Origin of the sequence: Marseilla massiliensis, assembly GCF_016899855.1 — a bacterium.
Classification (GTDB): domain Bacteria; phylum Bacteroidota; class Bacteroidia; order Bacteroidales; family Bacteroidaceae; genus Prevotella.
On sequence record NZ_JACJJG010000064.1, the window covers coordinates 1 to 15,720 of the forward strand.

Sequence of the window (15,720 nt, forward strand, 5' to 3'; positions counted from 1 at the left end):
ATTTCAAAAAACCGTGTAATTGACTATGTTTCAATAATTTCAAAGAACTATTTATCCACTTTTACGGGACAGTAGTGTAAAGCATTAATAAATAGTGTTGATTTATGGGGATTTAGGTCAGAAGCAATTAAGAAAAATTTTGAGTCTATTTATGGTAGATTAAACAAAAGTTTTATAGCATATTCAGGCATTCCAGAAAGCTATATTTACAATAAGAATCTTAATACCGTAAAGAATGAAGGGAAAATTTGTTACGTTGGCGCATTGATAAAACGAAAGTATCCGGAAAAAGTATTAGAAGCTGCCATCTCCTTTTTAAAAAAGGGTAATTTGTCAATCACTTATATTGGTGATGGAGCATTAAGCAAGAAAATAAACAGGATAGCAAAAAGAAACCATATTGATGAGAAACAATTACACCTGTTAGGACATATTAGTAGAAAGGATGTTCAAGAGGAATTAAGCACATCAGAATATTTTATAATGATTAGCCGACATGAAACATTTGGGATGGTATATCTGGAAGCGATGGCTAATGGATGTATCACAATAGCCTCAAAGAATGAAGGATTTGATGGTATTATAAAGGATGGAGTAAACGGCTTTTTATGTGATGCAGGAAATAGTGCGGATTTATCTAATCTTCTGAAGAAAATAATTTCGATGCCTAACAATGAAAAAGAAAAAATCCGAATGAATGCGATATCTACAGCAAAGGAAATGACTGAAAGGAAGATGGCCGAAAAATATCTTTCCGACGTGATTGATAATATTAAATTATAATACTTATGGCATTAATAAAGAATTATAATCCCGCTTTTGATTTTCTGAAATGTATTGCAGCTATTATGATAACCAATAGTAATTTCAGACCGTTATATGAGGAACATAATCCGGCTTTAGCAACATTGGGGGTACATGGAAATGCTATTTTTTTCTTTGTATCGGGGTATTTCCTTTATTTATCATTAAAACGAAGGAACTATGAAATACCATTTTCAGAATGGTATCTTAAAAAAATAAAACAACTTTGGTTGCCTATCATTGTACTTGCCTTTTTAGCCGGCTTTTTCAATTCTGACATTACTTGGTATGACTTTATGCCAACACCTTGGTTTGTAAAATGTTTTTTGATTAGTTTCCCTATAATTTTTCTTATTATTAAAACACAGAAAAGTTTTATTCTTTATTTAAGTTTTATCTTATCCATATTATTTACTATTTGTGTTGTCGCATCTTACCCTCCCCAATCTTTAAGTATATTTCACAAATTTCACTATTATTGTTATTTCCCGACGATGTTATTAGGAGTTATTATTGCGAAAAACAAGATATTTATGAATATTAGCTTTGTTCTATCTCTAATTCTTACGTTAATAAGTTTTTTCTCTTATTTCGTTGTTATGAAGATAGGAAAGGGACATATAGATAACTCATATTATACTCAGCTATTCGGATACATACCGTTACTATTATTTCTTGTTTTTTTGTATAAACTTGCCCATTTTGATTGGCTCAAGTATTTTGCGGAAACAAAATGTTTTATTCCCGTCAAGATTATAGCAAGATTAACCTTCGAAATATACATTGTACAACGCTATATAATTACAGACCTTTTTAATAGCCTGTTCCCTTTTAATACAGTTATTGTTTTCTTATTAATCGTTTTAGGTGCATATCTTGTAAAGATTTGTACTAACTTGTTTGAACAAATGGTAACAGACGGGAATTGGGATGTTAAAAAAGCCATGGTAATTCTTTAATAAAGACGCATAATAGTTAAATGTCGTAGCCTATGAAAAACTTTTCAGTTTTAATGTCTGTCTATAAAAAGGAAGATCCACATTTTTTACGAGAAAGTTTAGACAGTGTGTTTACACAAACATTGCTTCCCACCGAGGTCGTATTAGTCGAAGATGGGCCATTAACAGATGAGTTGTATGAAGTAGTCGAAAGTTTTGTTACGTCATATACCAATTTAAGGGTAATCCCGTTGGAGAAAAATATGGGGTTGGGAAATGCCTTAAATGAAGGTATGAAGAAGTGCCGTTTTGAGTTAATTGCACGTATGGACACTGACGATATTTGTTTTCCGCAACGTTTTGAGAAACAGATTAATTATATGGACTCCCATCCGGATGTAGACGTTCTAGGGTGTTGGACTGAAGAATTTTATGAAGATACCGATGGAAAGAAAGTTATTACTAGTCATAAGAAATTTCCCGAAACAGTATGGAATAATGTGAAGTATTCCACAAAGCGTTGTCCGGTTGAACATCCAGCTGTCATATTACGAAAATCAGCTGTTTTGGCTGTAGGAGGCTATAAGCATTGTTATTTATTTGAAGATTACTATCTTTGGGCAAGAATGTTTGTCAATGGTTCAAAATTTTACAATTTACAAGAGCCTTTGCTATATTTTCGGATGTCTGACGATTCTTTTAAAAGACGAGGTGGATTAAAATATGCAATTAATGAATATCACACCTTAAAAAAATTTAAGAAAATCGGGTTCATGTCGTCTTTTGAATTTTTTTATGCCGTTGCGACTCGTTTTCCTATTAGAATACTTCCTAATGTTTTTCGGAAAATGTTTTATAAATGTTTTTTGCGTAAATAAAAAACGCTTTCATATTTAAAACAAATTTTAGATATCCATTTAAATGAAAATTTTCCTATTCAATAAATACTGTTTTCACGATTAGAAGTACATCATTGGGTTACACTAACAAGTAATTGTAAAATACTAGGATCAATGAAAGGAATAGTATTGGCAGGTGGTAGCGGTACTCGTTTGTACCCTATCACCAAGGGAATCAGCAAGCAGCTTATCCCGATTTTCGACAAGCCGATGATTTATTATCCTATTTCCGTATTGATGCTGGCGGGTATCAGGGAAATACTGATTATCTCGACACCTTACGACCTGCCGGGGTTCAAGCGGCTGTTGGGTGACGGCAGCAATTTCGGGGTGAGGTTCGAGTATGCGGAGCAGCCGTCACCGGACGGACTGGCACAGGCGTTCATAATCGGGGAGAAGTTCATAGGTGATGATTGCGCTTGCCTTGTGCTTGGGGATAATATCTTCTATGGCGCAGGACTGAACGACCTATTGAAACAGGCGGTTGTTGATGCAGAGCGGAACGGCAAGGCAACAGTGTTTGGTTACAGGGTTAGCGACCCCGAGCGTTACGGCGTGGCGGAGTTTGACAAGGACGGGAATTGCCTTAGTATCGAAGAGAAGCCCGAACATCCGAAGAGCAACTATGCCGTTGTTGGATTGTATTTCTATCCTAACAAGGTTGTCAACATCGCAAAGAGCATAAAACCGTCTGCACGCGGTGAGCTGGAAATCACTACGGTAAACCAAGAGTTCCTAAAGGACAAGGAGCTGAAAGTACAGACTATGGCTCGTGGCTTCGCATGGCTTGACACGGGAACTCATGACTCATTGTCGGAAGCAAGTACCTTTATTGAAGTGTTGGAGAAGCGACAAGGTTTGAAGGTTGCCTGTCTTGAGGGTATCGCCTACCGAAAGGGATGGATAACGGCGGACAAGCTAAGGGAGGTGGCACAGCCGATGTTGAAGAACGATTACGGAAAGTACCTCATGTCCATTCTTGGCGAAAGAGAGGACGACATAACGAAAAACTTGGAGTATTAAAGCCCCCTCTCAATCTCCCCGAGGGGAGAAGCCGGTTTGCAAATAAAATAAACATTAAAAACGATGGAAGTAATAAAGACAGACATAGAAGGCGTGGTAATCATAGAGCCGCGCATATTCAAGGACGCACGGGGATATTTCTTCGAAAGCTTCTCGCAGAGGGAGTTTGAGGAGAAAGTCGGGCACGTGGAGTTCGTTCAGGACAACGAGAGCATGTCATCGTATGGTGTCATGCGTGGACTGCATTTCCAGCGTCCGCCATATACACAGGCAAAACTGGTGAGGTGCGTAAGGGGAAAAGTCCTCGACGTTGCGGTTGACATAAGGAAAGGCTCGCCCACATACGGAAAGCACGTGGCGGTTGAACTTACCGAGGACAACCACAGGCAGTTCTTCATTCCGAAAGGCTTTGCACACGGTTTTGCGGTGTTGAGCGAGACGGCGGTGTTCCAGTACAAGTGCGACGAGTTCTACCATCCCGAGGCTGACGGAGGGATAAGCATACTTGACGACAGTCTTGGCATAGACTGGCGAATACCTACCGAACACGCAATACTCAGCGAGAAGGACACGAAACACCCGCTGCTGAAAGACTTTGACTCACCATTCATTTACAAGTGAGAAGGTGAGAAAGTGAGAAGGTGAGAAAGACCAGTCAATTATGAATTCTTAATTATGAATTGAAAAAGGCATTTCTACTTACTCCTCCTCTCCTTACTCCTTTAATCCTAAAAAGACAAACAACATGAACATACTCGTAACAGGCGCAAACGGCCAGCTCGGTAACGAGATGCGCATAATAAGCAAAGACACGAACGACAGCTACACCTTTACGGATGTCGTAGAGGTCGAGGGTGTCGAAACGACTATCTTGGATATAACCGATGCCGACGCTATAAAGAAAATCGTGAATGAAAAGAATATACGGTGCATAGTCAACTGCGCCGCATATACAAACGTTGACAAGGCAGAGAGCGACGAGGCGTTATGCAGGAAACTAAATGCCGATGCACCGAAGCTATTGGCAGAGGCAATGAAGGAAGTAGGCGGACTTCTCGTGCAGATTTCAACGGATTATGTCTTCGGCGGAGACCCTTACAATACGCCTTGCAGGGAAGACCAGAAGGGAACACCTACGGGAGTCTACGGCAAGACAAAACTTGAGGGCGAGAAGAATATCGAGGCTGTCGGGTGTGATTATGTAATAATAAGGACGGCATGGTTATATTCCGAATACGGCAAGAACTTCGTGAAGACGATGCTAAACCTTACTGCGACGAAACCGAAACTCACTGTTGTTTTTGACCAGGCAGGAACTCCTACATACGCATACGACCTTGCAGTGGCCATAAAGACCGTGCTTGCAGACTATGAAAAGGAAAGTCCGAAGAACGGATATTCAAAGCGTGGAATCTACCATTTCAGCAACGAAGGAGTATGCTCATGGTTCGACTTCACCAAGAAAATCGTCGAGCTTGTAGGAAACACGGCTTGCGACATAAAGCCTTGCCACAGCGATGAATTTCCAAGTCCGGTCAAACGCCCTGCCTATTCGGTTCTCGACAAGACGAAAATCAAGGAGACTTTCGGGCTGAAAATTCCTTATTGGACGGACTCCTTAAAGAAGTGCATGGGGAATATGGGCACATTGAAGGCATAAGCATAATCCTTTTCTTAACGTATTGAAAATCAATAATATACAAAACACATTCCCAAAGACGGCAAATTGCATTGTAAAAGGCCACGTATTGAAGGATAAAAGACCGTGAATTGCAAGCTGAAAGGCCGTCTTTTACAAAACAAGATTTCATTGACAATTTAACGACACAAGAATCATGGAATACAAGAGAAACATCATCATAACCGGTGGAGCCGGTTTCATAGGCTCACACGTAGTACGCTTGTTCGTAAATAAATACCCCGAATATCGTATCATCAATCTCGACAAGCTGACGTATGCAGGAAATTTGGCAAACCTGAAGGACATCGAGGGTAAGGGGAATTATACGTTTGTAAAGGCTGATATTTGCGACTACGGAACGGTGAAGGCGTTGATGGAGAAATACAATGTTGACGGGATAATCCACCTTGCAGCTGAGAGCCATGTGGACCGAAGCATAAAAGACCCATTCACTTTTGCACATACAAACGTAATAGGTACGCTGACGTTGCTGCAGGCAGCCAAGGAATACTGGGAGAGCCGCCCCGAAGGATACGAGGGGAAACGCTTCTACCATATCTCGACTGACGAGGTTTATGGTGCGTTGGAACTGACGAACCCCGAGGGAATAGAATCTCCGTTTACAACAAAAGCATCATCGGAGCACCACCATGCCTACGGAACGGAGTTCTTTACCGAGGATACGAAGTACAACCCTCACTCACCCTACTCTGCATCGAAGGCAAGTTCAGACCACTTTGTCCGTGCTTTCCACGACACCTACGGAATGCCTACCATAGTAACCAACTGCTCAAACAACTACGGACCTTACCAGTTCCCCGAAAAATTGATACCCCTGTTCATCAACAACATCCGCCACAGGAAGCCGCTACCGGTCTACGGCAAAGGTGAAAACGTGCGTGACTGGCTGTATGTGGAGGACCATGCAAGGGCGATTGACCTCATCTTCCACAAGGGTAAAATAGCTGATACCTACAACATCGGTGGCTTCAACGAGTGGAAGAACATTGATATAATCAAGGTAGTCATCAATACTGTTGACCGTTTGCTCGGAAGAAAAGAGGGTGAGGACATGAACCTCATTACCTACGTTACCGACCGCAAGGGCCATGACAAGCGTTACGCCATTGACTCCCGCAAACTGCAAAGGGAATTGGGTTGGGAGCCGAGCCTGCAATTCGAGGAAGGCATAGAGAAGACCGTGCGTTGGTATCTTGACAACCAGGCATGGATGGATAATGTAACGAGCGGCGATTACCAAAATTACTACGACGAAATGTACAAGGGCAGGTAAGGGAAAACTTTATAAAATATCGGTCAATTTAATATAAACTCGATTTATAGGGATGTAATAACATACACAAAATCCCCATAATTAAGGATGGTTACAAGAAATACATAAAAAGAAGCATGAAATATCAAGTAATACCATTAGGGACACCTTGGAGGATTGATGACCTGAGAAATGTATTACTGGATTTTCCCGACATTCACATCATAAATATTAATGATGTAGAAAAATATAATCCAGTCTTGTATCTATATTATGGCTATAGTACAAATGATGCGGTAATTAGCGATAAAAACTTGGAAGATAGGTTGAAGCAAATCATTTCGCAAAAAAGCATCCAGCCTATAGCAACCCAACCGGGTGACTTTAAGACAAACATTCCAAAACCATTGAAACCTTTGAATGGTTTTTTCTTGGATGAAACAGATTTTTCCATTCAAGCATTAAAGAATCTGATTCTTTCATATTTTGGAATTCTTGAAGGGAACAGGAAAGTATTTATATCCTATCATCGTGATGACTTGGAAAAGCTGGCACAAAACTTATTTGACCGGCTCATCAAAAAGAAGTACATTCCTTTCTTGGATTCCTATTCATTGAAAGCAGGCGTGGATTTTCAGGAGTATTTGAGGCATGAATTGGTTGATTCAGACATTATTATCTTGCTTGATACTCCCGGATTCAATAGTAGTCCCTATTGCATGGAGGAATTCAATATTGCCAATGCTGAAAACATTCCGGTTCTAGACATACGCTTTAGTATAGACGAGAAAAAGAACATGCACCAATTTTGTGATTACAAGGATTATCAACTTACTTTAGAGCAGGCAAATTCAGATGACAAATTACCAGAGGAGATAATTTTACTGATGGAAAGAAGCCGTGCCAATGCTTTTTGCATTAAACGTAAATTTGTGTTGGATGAATTCAACAAACGATGCAGTGACTTAGGACTGCATATTGTAGAGCAAGGAGATTTTCTCCTAAGCGATGCAACCCATGAATGTTTTTATCCCACTACACATATCCCTGATGCGAGAAAAGTGTTCGACATAGACCAACGTTTCAAAAAGACTCCCTTATTCTCAACCTATACCAAGCAAGTATTATACAATGGGAATTATTGCCGACCGGATATAGAAAAACATTTGGAATGGTTGAATAACAATTTGCCAATAAAAGTTTATAATGTTACAAAATAGGAGTGCCATGATATTTTTGTCAGCAAGTGTACCAAAACATGGACGTGAGTATTTTGGTACGGAAAATATTTTTGCCATCAGGGAAGCCATTGTTTCATTTACCAAAGTTTGTGCTGAATATGGTATACCGTTCTACTTTGGAGGACATCCGGCAATCACTCCTCTGATTTGGGAAGTAGCAATGCGCAATAAACAAAAAGCCATACCGTTAATTAAAATTTATCAATCCATACTTTTCGGGGAGTCTATACCCAAAGAAGTAGGTGATTTCAAAAACATACATTTTACGGAAGCGGTAGGCGAAAGTGTTAAAGATAGTGTCCACGCAATGCGAAAACAAATGTTTCAAGAAAATAGGACCGAGTGTGCTGTATTTATTGGCGGAATGAACGGCATTATAGAAGAATACAATATGTTAAAGGAATTATACCCAGATGCAAAGTATTACGCCTTTGCAAGCACTGGTGGTGCATCGAACGATTTATACAAAAAAATAGGCGAGCCTTATCCTCTGTTGGAAGGGAGTTATGCTTATATGTCGATTTTCAGGGAAATACTTTCTCCATTCAGGCAACAACAAAAGGAGTAGTGATATTATGGCAAGAGGTTATAGCTATGTATTAAGACGTGATTACGGTTTTGCTCCCAATCCGTTTTATGGTTTTCTTACGTTAGCCACATGTAAACCCAAAATTCGCAGTAGTGCTCAAGTTGGTGATTTCATCATAGGCAATGCACCTGCAGATTTTGCCAATAAATTAGTGTTTATGGCTAAAGTTTCAAAAATCATTACGTTCAATGAGTATTGGAACAACGAGGAATATGCGTGTAAAAAGCCTGTCATGAATGGCAGTTTGAAGAAGCTATATGGCGATAACATTTATCACCAACTTGAAAATGGTGAATGGATGCAGGAAAATTCGCACCATAGCAATCAGGATGGGAGTATCAACACAGACAACTTAACTAGGGATACAGGGACAACAGACCATGTACTCATAGCTGATGAATTTTTCTATTTTGGCAAATCAATGATTGATATCCCTGCGGAGTATACAACTTGCATCCATACAGGAATCGGACATCATAACCTTGACATAGAAATCTGCAACGGACTTTGGGATTATATCTGTAAAAATTATGAGATGGGACTCATAGACTTGCCACGTCAATTTAAAAACTTCGTCAGATATGATGGAAAATCATAAAGACATTATCCCTAATGATGAGGTCTTTCGTTATTACTTCTATTTTATGCAGGAACGGATGAATATGTTCTGGCGTAAATGCGAAGGTTGCACAACTTTGACGAACGATCCTATATTGAGAAAATATAAATTCACGAATGTATACAGGGCTTGCGACAGGGTCAGTCAATATCTAATCAGACACGTCATTTATGAACATATTAACGATTGTAGTGAAGAAGATGTAATCGCCAGGATCCTTCTCTTTAAGATTTTCAACAAGATTGAGACATGGGAATATTTAGAAAGAAATACCGGTTTAATAACTCTTAAAACGATTGATTTTGAGAGGATAAATAATCTTTTAATGAAAAGGATGGCAACAAAACCCATTTTCAACAATGCGTATATGATGACCGGCACTCATTCTAAATATAATCACTTAAAATATAAGCATGAGAAATGGCTGGCAATGCTGAAACAGGAAATCGTAGAAGGAGGAGTCCTGCAAAAAATTGAACAGGCAAAATCCTTGGAGGAGATTTATCAATTATTAAATTCATGTTCATTCTTAGGCGGATTCTTGTCCTACCAATATGCGACAGATTTAAATTATTCCCCATATATAAATTTCAGTGAAAATTCATTTGTGAAAGCCGGTATAGGAGCCATTAGGGGAATAAGGAAATGCTTTATGCCGACAAAAGCAAGTAATGAGGATATCATCAGGTTCGTGCAAGATAACATCGATGATTTCAGACGCAAATATGGGTATAATGAATTTGTCCCATTACCATGCCATGAACCACAGTTGATAGACCTGCAGAATTGTTTTTGCGAAACAGACAAGTACCTCCGGGCGAAAATGCCGGAATTGTTGGTCGGTAATGTGCGCATCAAGCAAACATACCACCCGTCACCAACCCCTATACATTATTATTTCCCTGATAAATGGAACATTAATAATAAGATTTCCGATTTATGTTCACAGCCGAATACAACGGAATTAATGATTTCTTGGTAGGAGCATCACAATTGCTATTGGAATATGGCGTGAAAAGGGAAATCCGTAACAATTGCTGTTATGAATTACCAGAACCATTTGTTTTCAAGATAAATGATCCGACAGCCCGTTGGGTTACCATTCCTGAGAGAAAATGGAACTTATCTCTGCCATATGCGGAATCTTTATGGTTGGCATCTGGCCGTAATGATATGGAGTATATCAGTCACTATCTCAAACGAATGATGGATTTTTCTGATGACAAGAAATTCATGCGTGGAGGATATGGACCAAGATTCAGGTTTTTCAATGGTTCGTCAAATGACTATCAGATAAATATTGGGAAAGGGGAAAGTGGTACGTACATTGACCAGTTCAAATATATTGTGGAGTGTTTCAAAGATGACCCTAATACACGTAGAGCTGTATTGAACATTGATGATACTATGAAAGATGAATTTGGTGACGATGGAAAGATTAAAGTTACCAAAGACATTCCATGCACAAGGTTGCTGCATTTTCAGCGCAATTCTCTAGACGGGAGATTGGATTTGACTGTGTTTATGCGTTCCAATGATTTCTTATGGGGCGCAAGTGCTGTAAACATTTTCAACTTTACTTTCATACAGGAATATATTTCCGCTATGCTTGGAATGGGAATTGGCTCTTATTATCACATAGCTAATAATTTTCATTATTACGAAGATAAGAGAAATAAGGTGGAGCTAATAGCATCAATAGACAAATATGAGGAAATGCCCTTCACGTACAAAAAAACATTCACTACCCTGGAAGAGTTTGACCGCCTATGTGATTTGTTGGCGAGAGAAGAAACCCACATGAGGCTATCGCATGCAACTTATAGGCCTGAAATTTTTGAAGATGATTTTTTCAAGGATTGGTATAGTATCTTATTCCATAAGAACCATCCTGAACAAAATATATCATTTGTAAACAATCAATTGTACAACTTAATAGGAAGATAATTATGGGAACGGAATTTAAGAATGTTTTTGTAAGTCATTTTCATGAAGATGAAGACGGCATTAAAAAGTTAAAAAAACTATTGGGTGATCAATATGAACTTCATAACTATTCAGTTACTTCTGAAAAGTTCAATAATGCGAAAAACGACGATTATATAAAAAGCCTGTTACGGCCTTTGATAAATCAAGCTGGTACATTTATTTGTCTGATTGGCCCTAATACTCATGATAGCGATTGGGTAGATTGGGAAGTTCGGGAAGCCGCAAGATTGAAAAAGCCCATTATAGGAATATTTCTACGAGGTACTTCTGATGCCGACTTACCTGATGCAATCAATGATTTAGCCGATACTATAGTTGGTTGGAATGAAAGTAAAATCGTTGATGCTATAAAAAACGGCAAGACATATTTTGAGAAGTCTGACGGCAGCCAACGAGACAATGTAGACAGTCCACGTGAAACGTGCTAATATAAGTGTAATGGATTAAAATAAATAGTAAAATGTGAAAACTATAAAAAAACTGGACAACAAAAAATATCCCCTCCTACTGCATCTTTTTTATCAGTACGGTTGGGAGGGGTTCTTGTTTTTCAGGAAGATTGGTTCGAAGTTTTATTGTATCGAATTTATGCCAGACTTAATTCTTCATAGCGTTCCATCGGTTTCGGTTGTAATTAATCCCATTGTTCCTTCGTTGGTATATCTCATTTCTCTTACTTCCGAAGTTATCACGGTTTGAGTTGTAGTTGTTTATTGCCATCGCCTCTATATCTTTTTCGTCAATTCCATGCCTTCCAAATGTGGCTTTGAGATAATTTACCGCATCATCGAACAACACTCCATAAAGACACAACCATTTGGCCCTTGAAAGTATCGATTGGTGCCTGTTTCCGTCTTTGTATGAATCAGGATAGATTTTTCTCCAAAACTTATCGACATAGTTCATCAGTTGTTTATCCTTCCATTGTGCCTGGAAAAGTTCGTTCAGTCTTATCTCTTCCTCGGTATGCTTGAACTCCTTGCTTGAATATCCTTTTGTGCCGTAATCTCTTGGCGGAATGTTGGGGTATTGAGGGTCGTAAACAAAATGGAAAGGCGTTAAATGTTCCCTATCTGGATTAAGCCAAACATCAGGGTCGTAGCTCAAGAAACAGGTACGGCTAAGGTTTCCGCATTTCATGTCAAATTGTTCCGTGTTGGGATATAGCTTGAACCTAACCTGCATGAACAAGTTGTAATGGTATTCGGGATTTGTGTTGTCATGGAGCATAGCAACCTTAACTCCCTTGTTGCTTGGAGAAAACCATACAGCATAAATATGAAGTAGGTCGGCATATTGTATTAGTTTTTGCTTGAATTCATTGGCTGCTTCATGGTCGGGAAATTTATCGAAATCAAGAACCATGATGTTTGAGTATTCCTGGAGGTTATCAATATTGTCGTTCCTGTAAGTGAATATGCCTGAAGGAGCAATCATCGGGAGTTTCTTTTTCTCCTTCTTGAACATATCTTCGTCAGGCTGGCTTCTTACAAATTCTGTCTGTTGTTTTAATTGTCCGTCTTTTGCCACCATTTCAAGAAGTACGTAGTCAAGGCTTATGTATCTCTTACTTTTTGAATCTTCAGCGTTGTTATAGTAGCTGACAGTATTTTTTATCATCATTGTTTCCATTTTGTTGATATTTAAATTTTTACTTTGTTATTAAGAGAGTTGTGGCCTGATTGTTTTTTCGGTCGTTCTCTCTTTTTGATATACTTTTCCTTGGCTTTATTTTTTCTGTATTCTTGATAGATTATTATTTTATTTTTCGTTGCCATTAAAACCAAGGGATAAATTCAGCAACATATTTTTACTTTGCTATCAAGGAGGCCTGTTGTTCATTCGTTTCATCATTTTTGTTCTTTATTTTTGTTGAATTATTTTTTACTTGACACATCCGATACAATGAACAAGGATAAAGAACATAAGCTACAATTACTTTTTTTTGATTGATTTTATCTAGCCTTTCATTGATTGTTGTATCTTTTATCATTGTTTTTCTTGATACTGTTTTTCAATGAGGGTGCTAAGACTGTGTAATGTGTTATTCCCCTTGTACTTTTTTCTTTGTTTTTTGTTGAATAGTAGTGATAAAAGAAGTAAAGAGATTGGTCCTTCGTCCCTTAAAGACAGTGGTGGGGAGGAGTTGTGTTGATTTATTTTTTACTCCACCAGATTTACCCAGTTGATTCACCTTTTATTCTCACCTCACTTTCACCACTCTTTTTACCACGAAGTAGGTTTGTTTTCTTTACTTTATTATTCATTTTTGTATTTCCTTTATTTTACAATTATTACCCACTTTTTTCTTGTTCTCTATATAATTAACAGGTGGGTTGAAAAATCGTGGGTAGCTCTCTTTCTTGTATTGTTCTTTGTTCTGGTACGATTCTGTTTCCTTATAATCAAAAAACACCTTGAAATCTTACCCATCAATTATTTGCCACCAACATTTTTCCTCTTTTCACAATAACATACTTGACAAAAACAAAAGCAGAAAACAACGATGCACAATTTTACATTTAAGGACATCAATTCAAGACCAATAATTAGCAGCATCAAATTTCACATATCTTTTTCACTACCAATATTTTACATTTTTCCTCTCACCACTAACAACAATCACAACAAAACAAATAAGACTCTAACAACAGAAGCATCAAAATCAGAAATATCACCATTTTTCACTCCACAATTTTTCATCAGACTACTTATTTATTTTTTGTTTTTCGTGATGTTATGCCCTAATGAAACCAACTCCGAACTTTTTTACTTTAATCATTTTTGTTCAGTGAGGTAGAGTGAGTGGTTATCCCCGTTCTCGTTTTTCATCATTGTTTTTGCCACGTTATTTTATATTATTGCAGCTTTTATTTTCGGTTATTTTCAGCCATATTATTTTTGTTTTTGATTTTGCTGTTGTTTATTGTTCTATTTTTGACTTTGCTTTTTTATTTTAGAGCCGTTACGTTATTTTAGTGTTTTGTTCAGCCATATTTTTCTTGTATTTTCTTGATTCTGATTTCATTTTGCTACGATTAATTTTTTGTCTTGATTTTTTTTATTGGTCACATCATTTAATCATTGTTTTTGACTTTGCTTTTAATTTTAGCCACGATAGATTTTATTGTTGTTTTGTTTAGCCACGATTTTTACTTCATTATTTTTGCCGATGTTTTTTAATGATAAGTTTTTTGACCGTGATATTTCTACTTGTTGCAGTTATACTCACAGTGATTTTTAATTTATTCGATTTTTGTTTACCTGATTTTTTTCTTGTCACTTTTTATCGGTTTTATCAACAAGCAGTATTTTATCCGGCATATTATTCTTGTTGGATTGTAAGTTATGATATTGGTGTTGAATTGTTTGTTGTATCATTCAGTTTTTGTCGTTATTGAAGGTGGAGTATATTTGGCATTTTATCATTATCTTAACCCTACACTAACAGAACAACATTGCTTTACACTGATACAACTTTTATTATTTCAACCAACATAGATAGAACAACAAACCAATTAATCTTTCAACCAATAAAACAAATCAACCAACTTATCTGTCCTTGTAATATTCCTGACCAACTTATTTATTTTACTTAACCGAATAAAAACCAAACCAACAAGATAAAACCCAACCTAAACTACAAGACAAATTTTCGATAATTGTGTTAATAGAGTTGTCAGGATATTTTTGTTTCATGTTTTGTTATTGTATTTTACTGATTGAACATTGATAATACTTTTTACTTATCCAACCTTACAAAATCAAATCATAAACTAAACCAACAAATACAATTACAATACAACGATAATATTTTTCAATCCAGATGCTACTTCATTCACTGTTATATATTGTGGTTTTAAAAGAATAATAAAAGGAATAAAGGAAAAGAGGGTACTTCGTCCCAAAAACAGTGGTAGAGAGAGGAGGATTTTTCTTTTTGTTTTATCACCTCTAAACTTCACCACTGTCGATACCGCGAAGCAGGTCTTTTGATAACTCTTTGATTATCCTTTTATATTCTCCATTTATATCCCTTATTATTCCCTTTATTACCCACCTTAATACAATACTACACGTCTTTTTTTACTTCTCTATATAATTAACATGAGGGTCGAAAAAAGGCGGGTATGATATTTCCTGTTTTCATCATATTATAACATTGAACAAACCACGAACAACAATTATAAAGCATATCATCCGACCATATTCCATTGATACATTTTTGTCCCTCTACCATCTTACTTCCCGTTTCTGGTAAATTTTAATAAAGGACGATAATGCAATAAAATATGGCCGGACAATATTATAAGCCAAACAATTTATAAAGTCCTGATTGTTTTAAGGAAAGGTCAAAACTCCGATACGATAACTAATGTAATGCCAATCATGCCCAAAGTATTGATAAGGGGTTCATATTTTCGCCTTTCATGTTTTGCTCTCTTAATCCCAAGCCAATCAAGAAAATCAAACGTAACCTCTTTCCTGAACTCTTTTCCCTGGACTATGGCTTGTTGCATCTTGTCATCACTTCCGGCCAAGGTTATGATTTCACTCTTGATGTTACTCCTGATTTTCATGCCTTCGAGTTTCACCTTCCAGTCTTCATGTATCATAGGGCTTATCGGTATTAACTTGTTCTTGTTGAAATACGAATCCAGCCT

General features: G+C 37.4%; 14 protein-coding genes and 1 pseudogene. 13 read left to right on the forward strand and 2 right to left on the reverse strand.

What is annotated here, in order from left to right; all coding sequences use genetic code 11:
- Positions 1–204: 204 nt before the first annotated feature.
- From H6A34_RS10305 to H6A34_RS10365, 13 genes are all read left to right on the forward strand, one after another.
- Positions 205–783 carry a glycosyltransferase gene (locus tag H6A34_RS10305; protein ID WP_338088658.1) on the forward strand — a complete coding sequence of 193 codons (579 nt, stop codon included), beginning with the start codon at positions 205–207 and terminating at the stop codon, positions 781–783.
- Positions 784–788: 5 nt separating this feature from the next.
- Positions 789–1,763, forward strand: coding sequence for an acyltransferase family protein (locus H6A34_RS10310; RefSeq protein ID WP_205105444.1), 975 nt, complete (start codon positions 789–791; stop codon positions 1,761–1,763).
- 32 nt (positions 1,764–1,795) lie between these two features.
- A complete protein-coding gene (locus H6A34_RS10315; protein WP_205105445.1) occupies positions 1,796–2,620 on the forward strand; it encodes a glycosyltransferase family 2 protein in 825 nt (274 codons plus the stop codon).
- A 135-nt stretch (positions 2,621–2,755) separates the two neighbouring features.
- Entirely contained in the window at positions 2,756–3,664 is a 909-nt protein-coding gene (gene rfbA, locus H6A34_RS10320; RefSeq protein ID WP_205105446.1) for a glucose-1-phosphate thymidylyltransferase RfbA, read from the forward strand.
- Positions 3,665–3,727: 63 nt separating this feature from the next.
- On the forward strand, positions 3,728–4,285 hold the full coding sequence (rfbC, locus tag H6A34_RS10325) for a dTDP-4-dehydrorhamnose 3,5-epimerase (RefSeq protein ID WP_205105447.1): 558 nt from the start codon (positions 3,728–3,730) through the stop codon (positions 4,283–4,285).
- Positions 4,286–4,409: 124 nt separating this feature from the next.
- Positions 4,410–5,324 (forward strand): dTDP-4-dehydrorhamnose reductase, encoded by a 915-nt coding sequence (gene rfbD, locus H6A34_RS10330; protein WP_205105448.1) that lies wholly within the window; start codon positions 4,410–4,412, stop codon positions 5,322–5,324.
- A gap of 175 nt (positions 5,325–5,499) precedes the next feature.
- Positions 5,500–6,639: a dTDP-glucose 4,6-dehydratase gene (locus H6A34_RS10335; RefSeq protein ID WP_205105449.1), complete on the forward strand. Its 1,140-nt coding sequence runs from the start codon at positions 5,500–5,502 to the stop codon at positions 6,637–6,639.
- 116 nt (positions 6,640–6,755) lie between these two features.
- Complete coding sequence (locus tag H6A34_RS10340; RefSeq protein WP_205105450.1) at positions 6,756–7,838, forward strand: toll/interleukin-1 receptor domain-containing protein; 1,083 nt, start codon at positions 6,756–6,758, stop codon at positions 7,836–7,838.
- Positions 7,839–7,845: 7 nt separating this feature from the next.
- Positions 7,846–8,427, forward strand: a complete 582-nt coding sequence (locus H6A34_RS10345) for an SLOG domain-containing protein (RefSeq protein ID WP_205105451.1) — start codon at positions 7,846–7,848, stop codon at positions 8,425–8,427.
- 7 nt (positions 8,428–8,434) lie between these two features.
- Complete coding sequence (locus tag H6A34_RS10350) at positions 8,435–9,046, forward strand: Nmad2 family putative nucleotide modification protein (protein WP_205105452.1); 612 nt, start codon at positions 8,435–8,437, stop codon at positions 9,044–9,046.
- Positions 9,030–10,049 carry a nucleotide kinase domain-containing protein gene (locus H6A34_RS10355; protein ID WP_239480838.1) on the forward strand — a complete coding sequence of 340 codons (1,020 nt, stop codon included), beginning with the start codon at positions 9,030–9,032 and terminating at the stop codon, positions 10,047–10,049. Before H6A34_RS10350 ends, H6A34_RS10355 begins: the two co-directional genes overlap by 17 nt.
- Positions 10,007–11,014 carry a thymidylate synthase gene (locus H6A34_RS10360; RefSeq protein ID WP_205105453.1) on the forward strand — a complete coding sequence of 336 codons (1,008 nt, stop codon included), beginning with the start codon at positions 10,007–10,009 and terminating at the stop codon, positions 11,012–11,014. Before H6A34_RS10355 ends, H6A34_RS10360 begins: the two co-directional genes overlap by 43 nt.
- Positions 11,015–11,016: 2 nt before the next feature.
- Positions 11,017–11,484 (forward strand): TIR domain-containing protein, encoded by a 468-nt coding sequence (locus tag H6A34_RS10365; protein WP_205105454.1) that lies wholly within the window; start codon positions 11,017–11,019, stop codon positions 11,482–11,484.
- Between the two features lie 169 nt (positions 11,485–11,653).
- Here H6A34_RS10365 and H6A34_RS10370 read toward each other — a convergent pair whose 3' ends face one another.
- Positions 11,654–12,679: a BT4734/BF3469 family protein gene (locus tag H6A34_RS10370; RefSeq protein WP_239480839.1), complete on the reverse strand. Its 1,026-nt coding sequence runs from the start codon at positions 12,677–12,679 to the stop codon at positions 11,654–11,656.
- A gap of 2,729 nt (positions 12,680–15,408) precedes the next feature.
- Positions 15,409–15,720 (reverse strand): annotated as a pseudogene (locus tag H6A34_RS10375) (hypothetical protein); the annotation flags it as partial.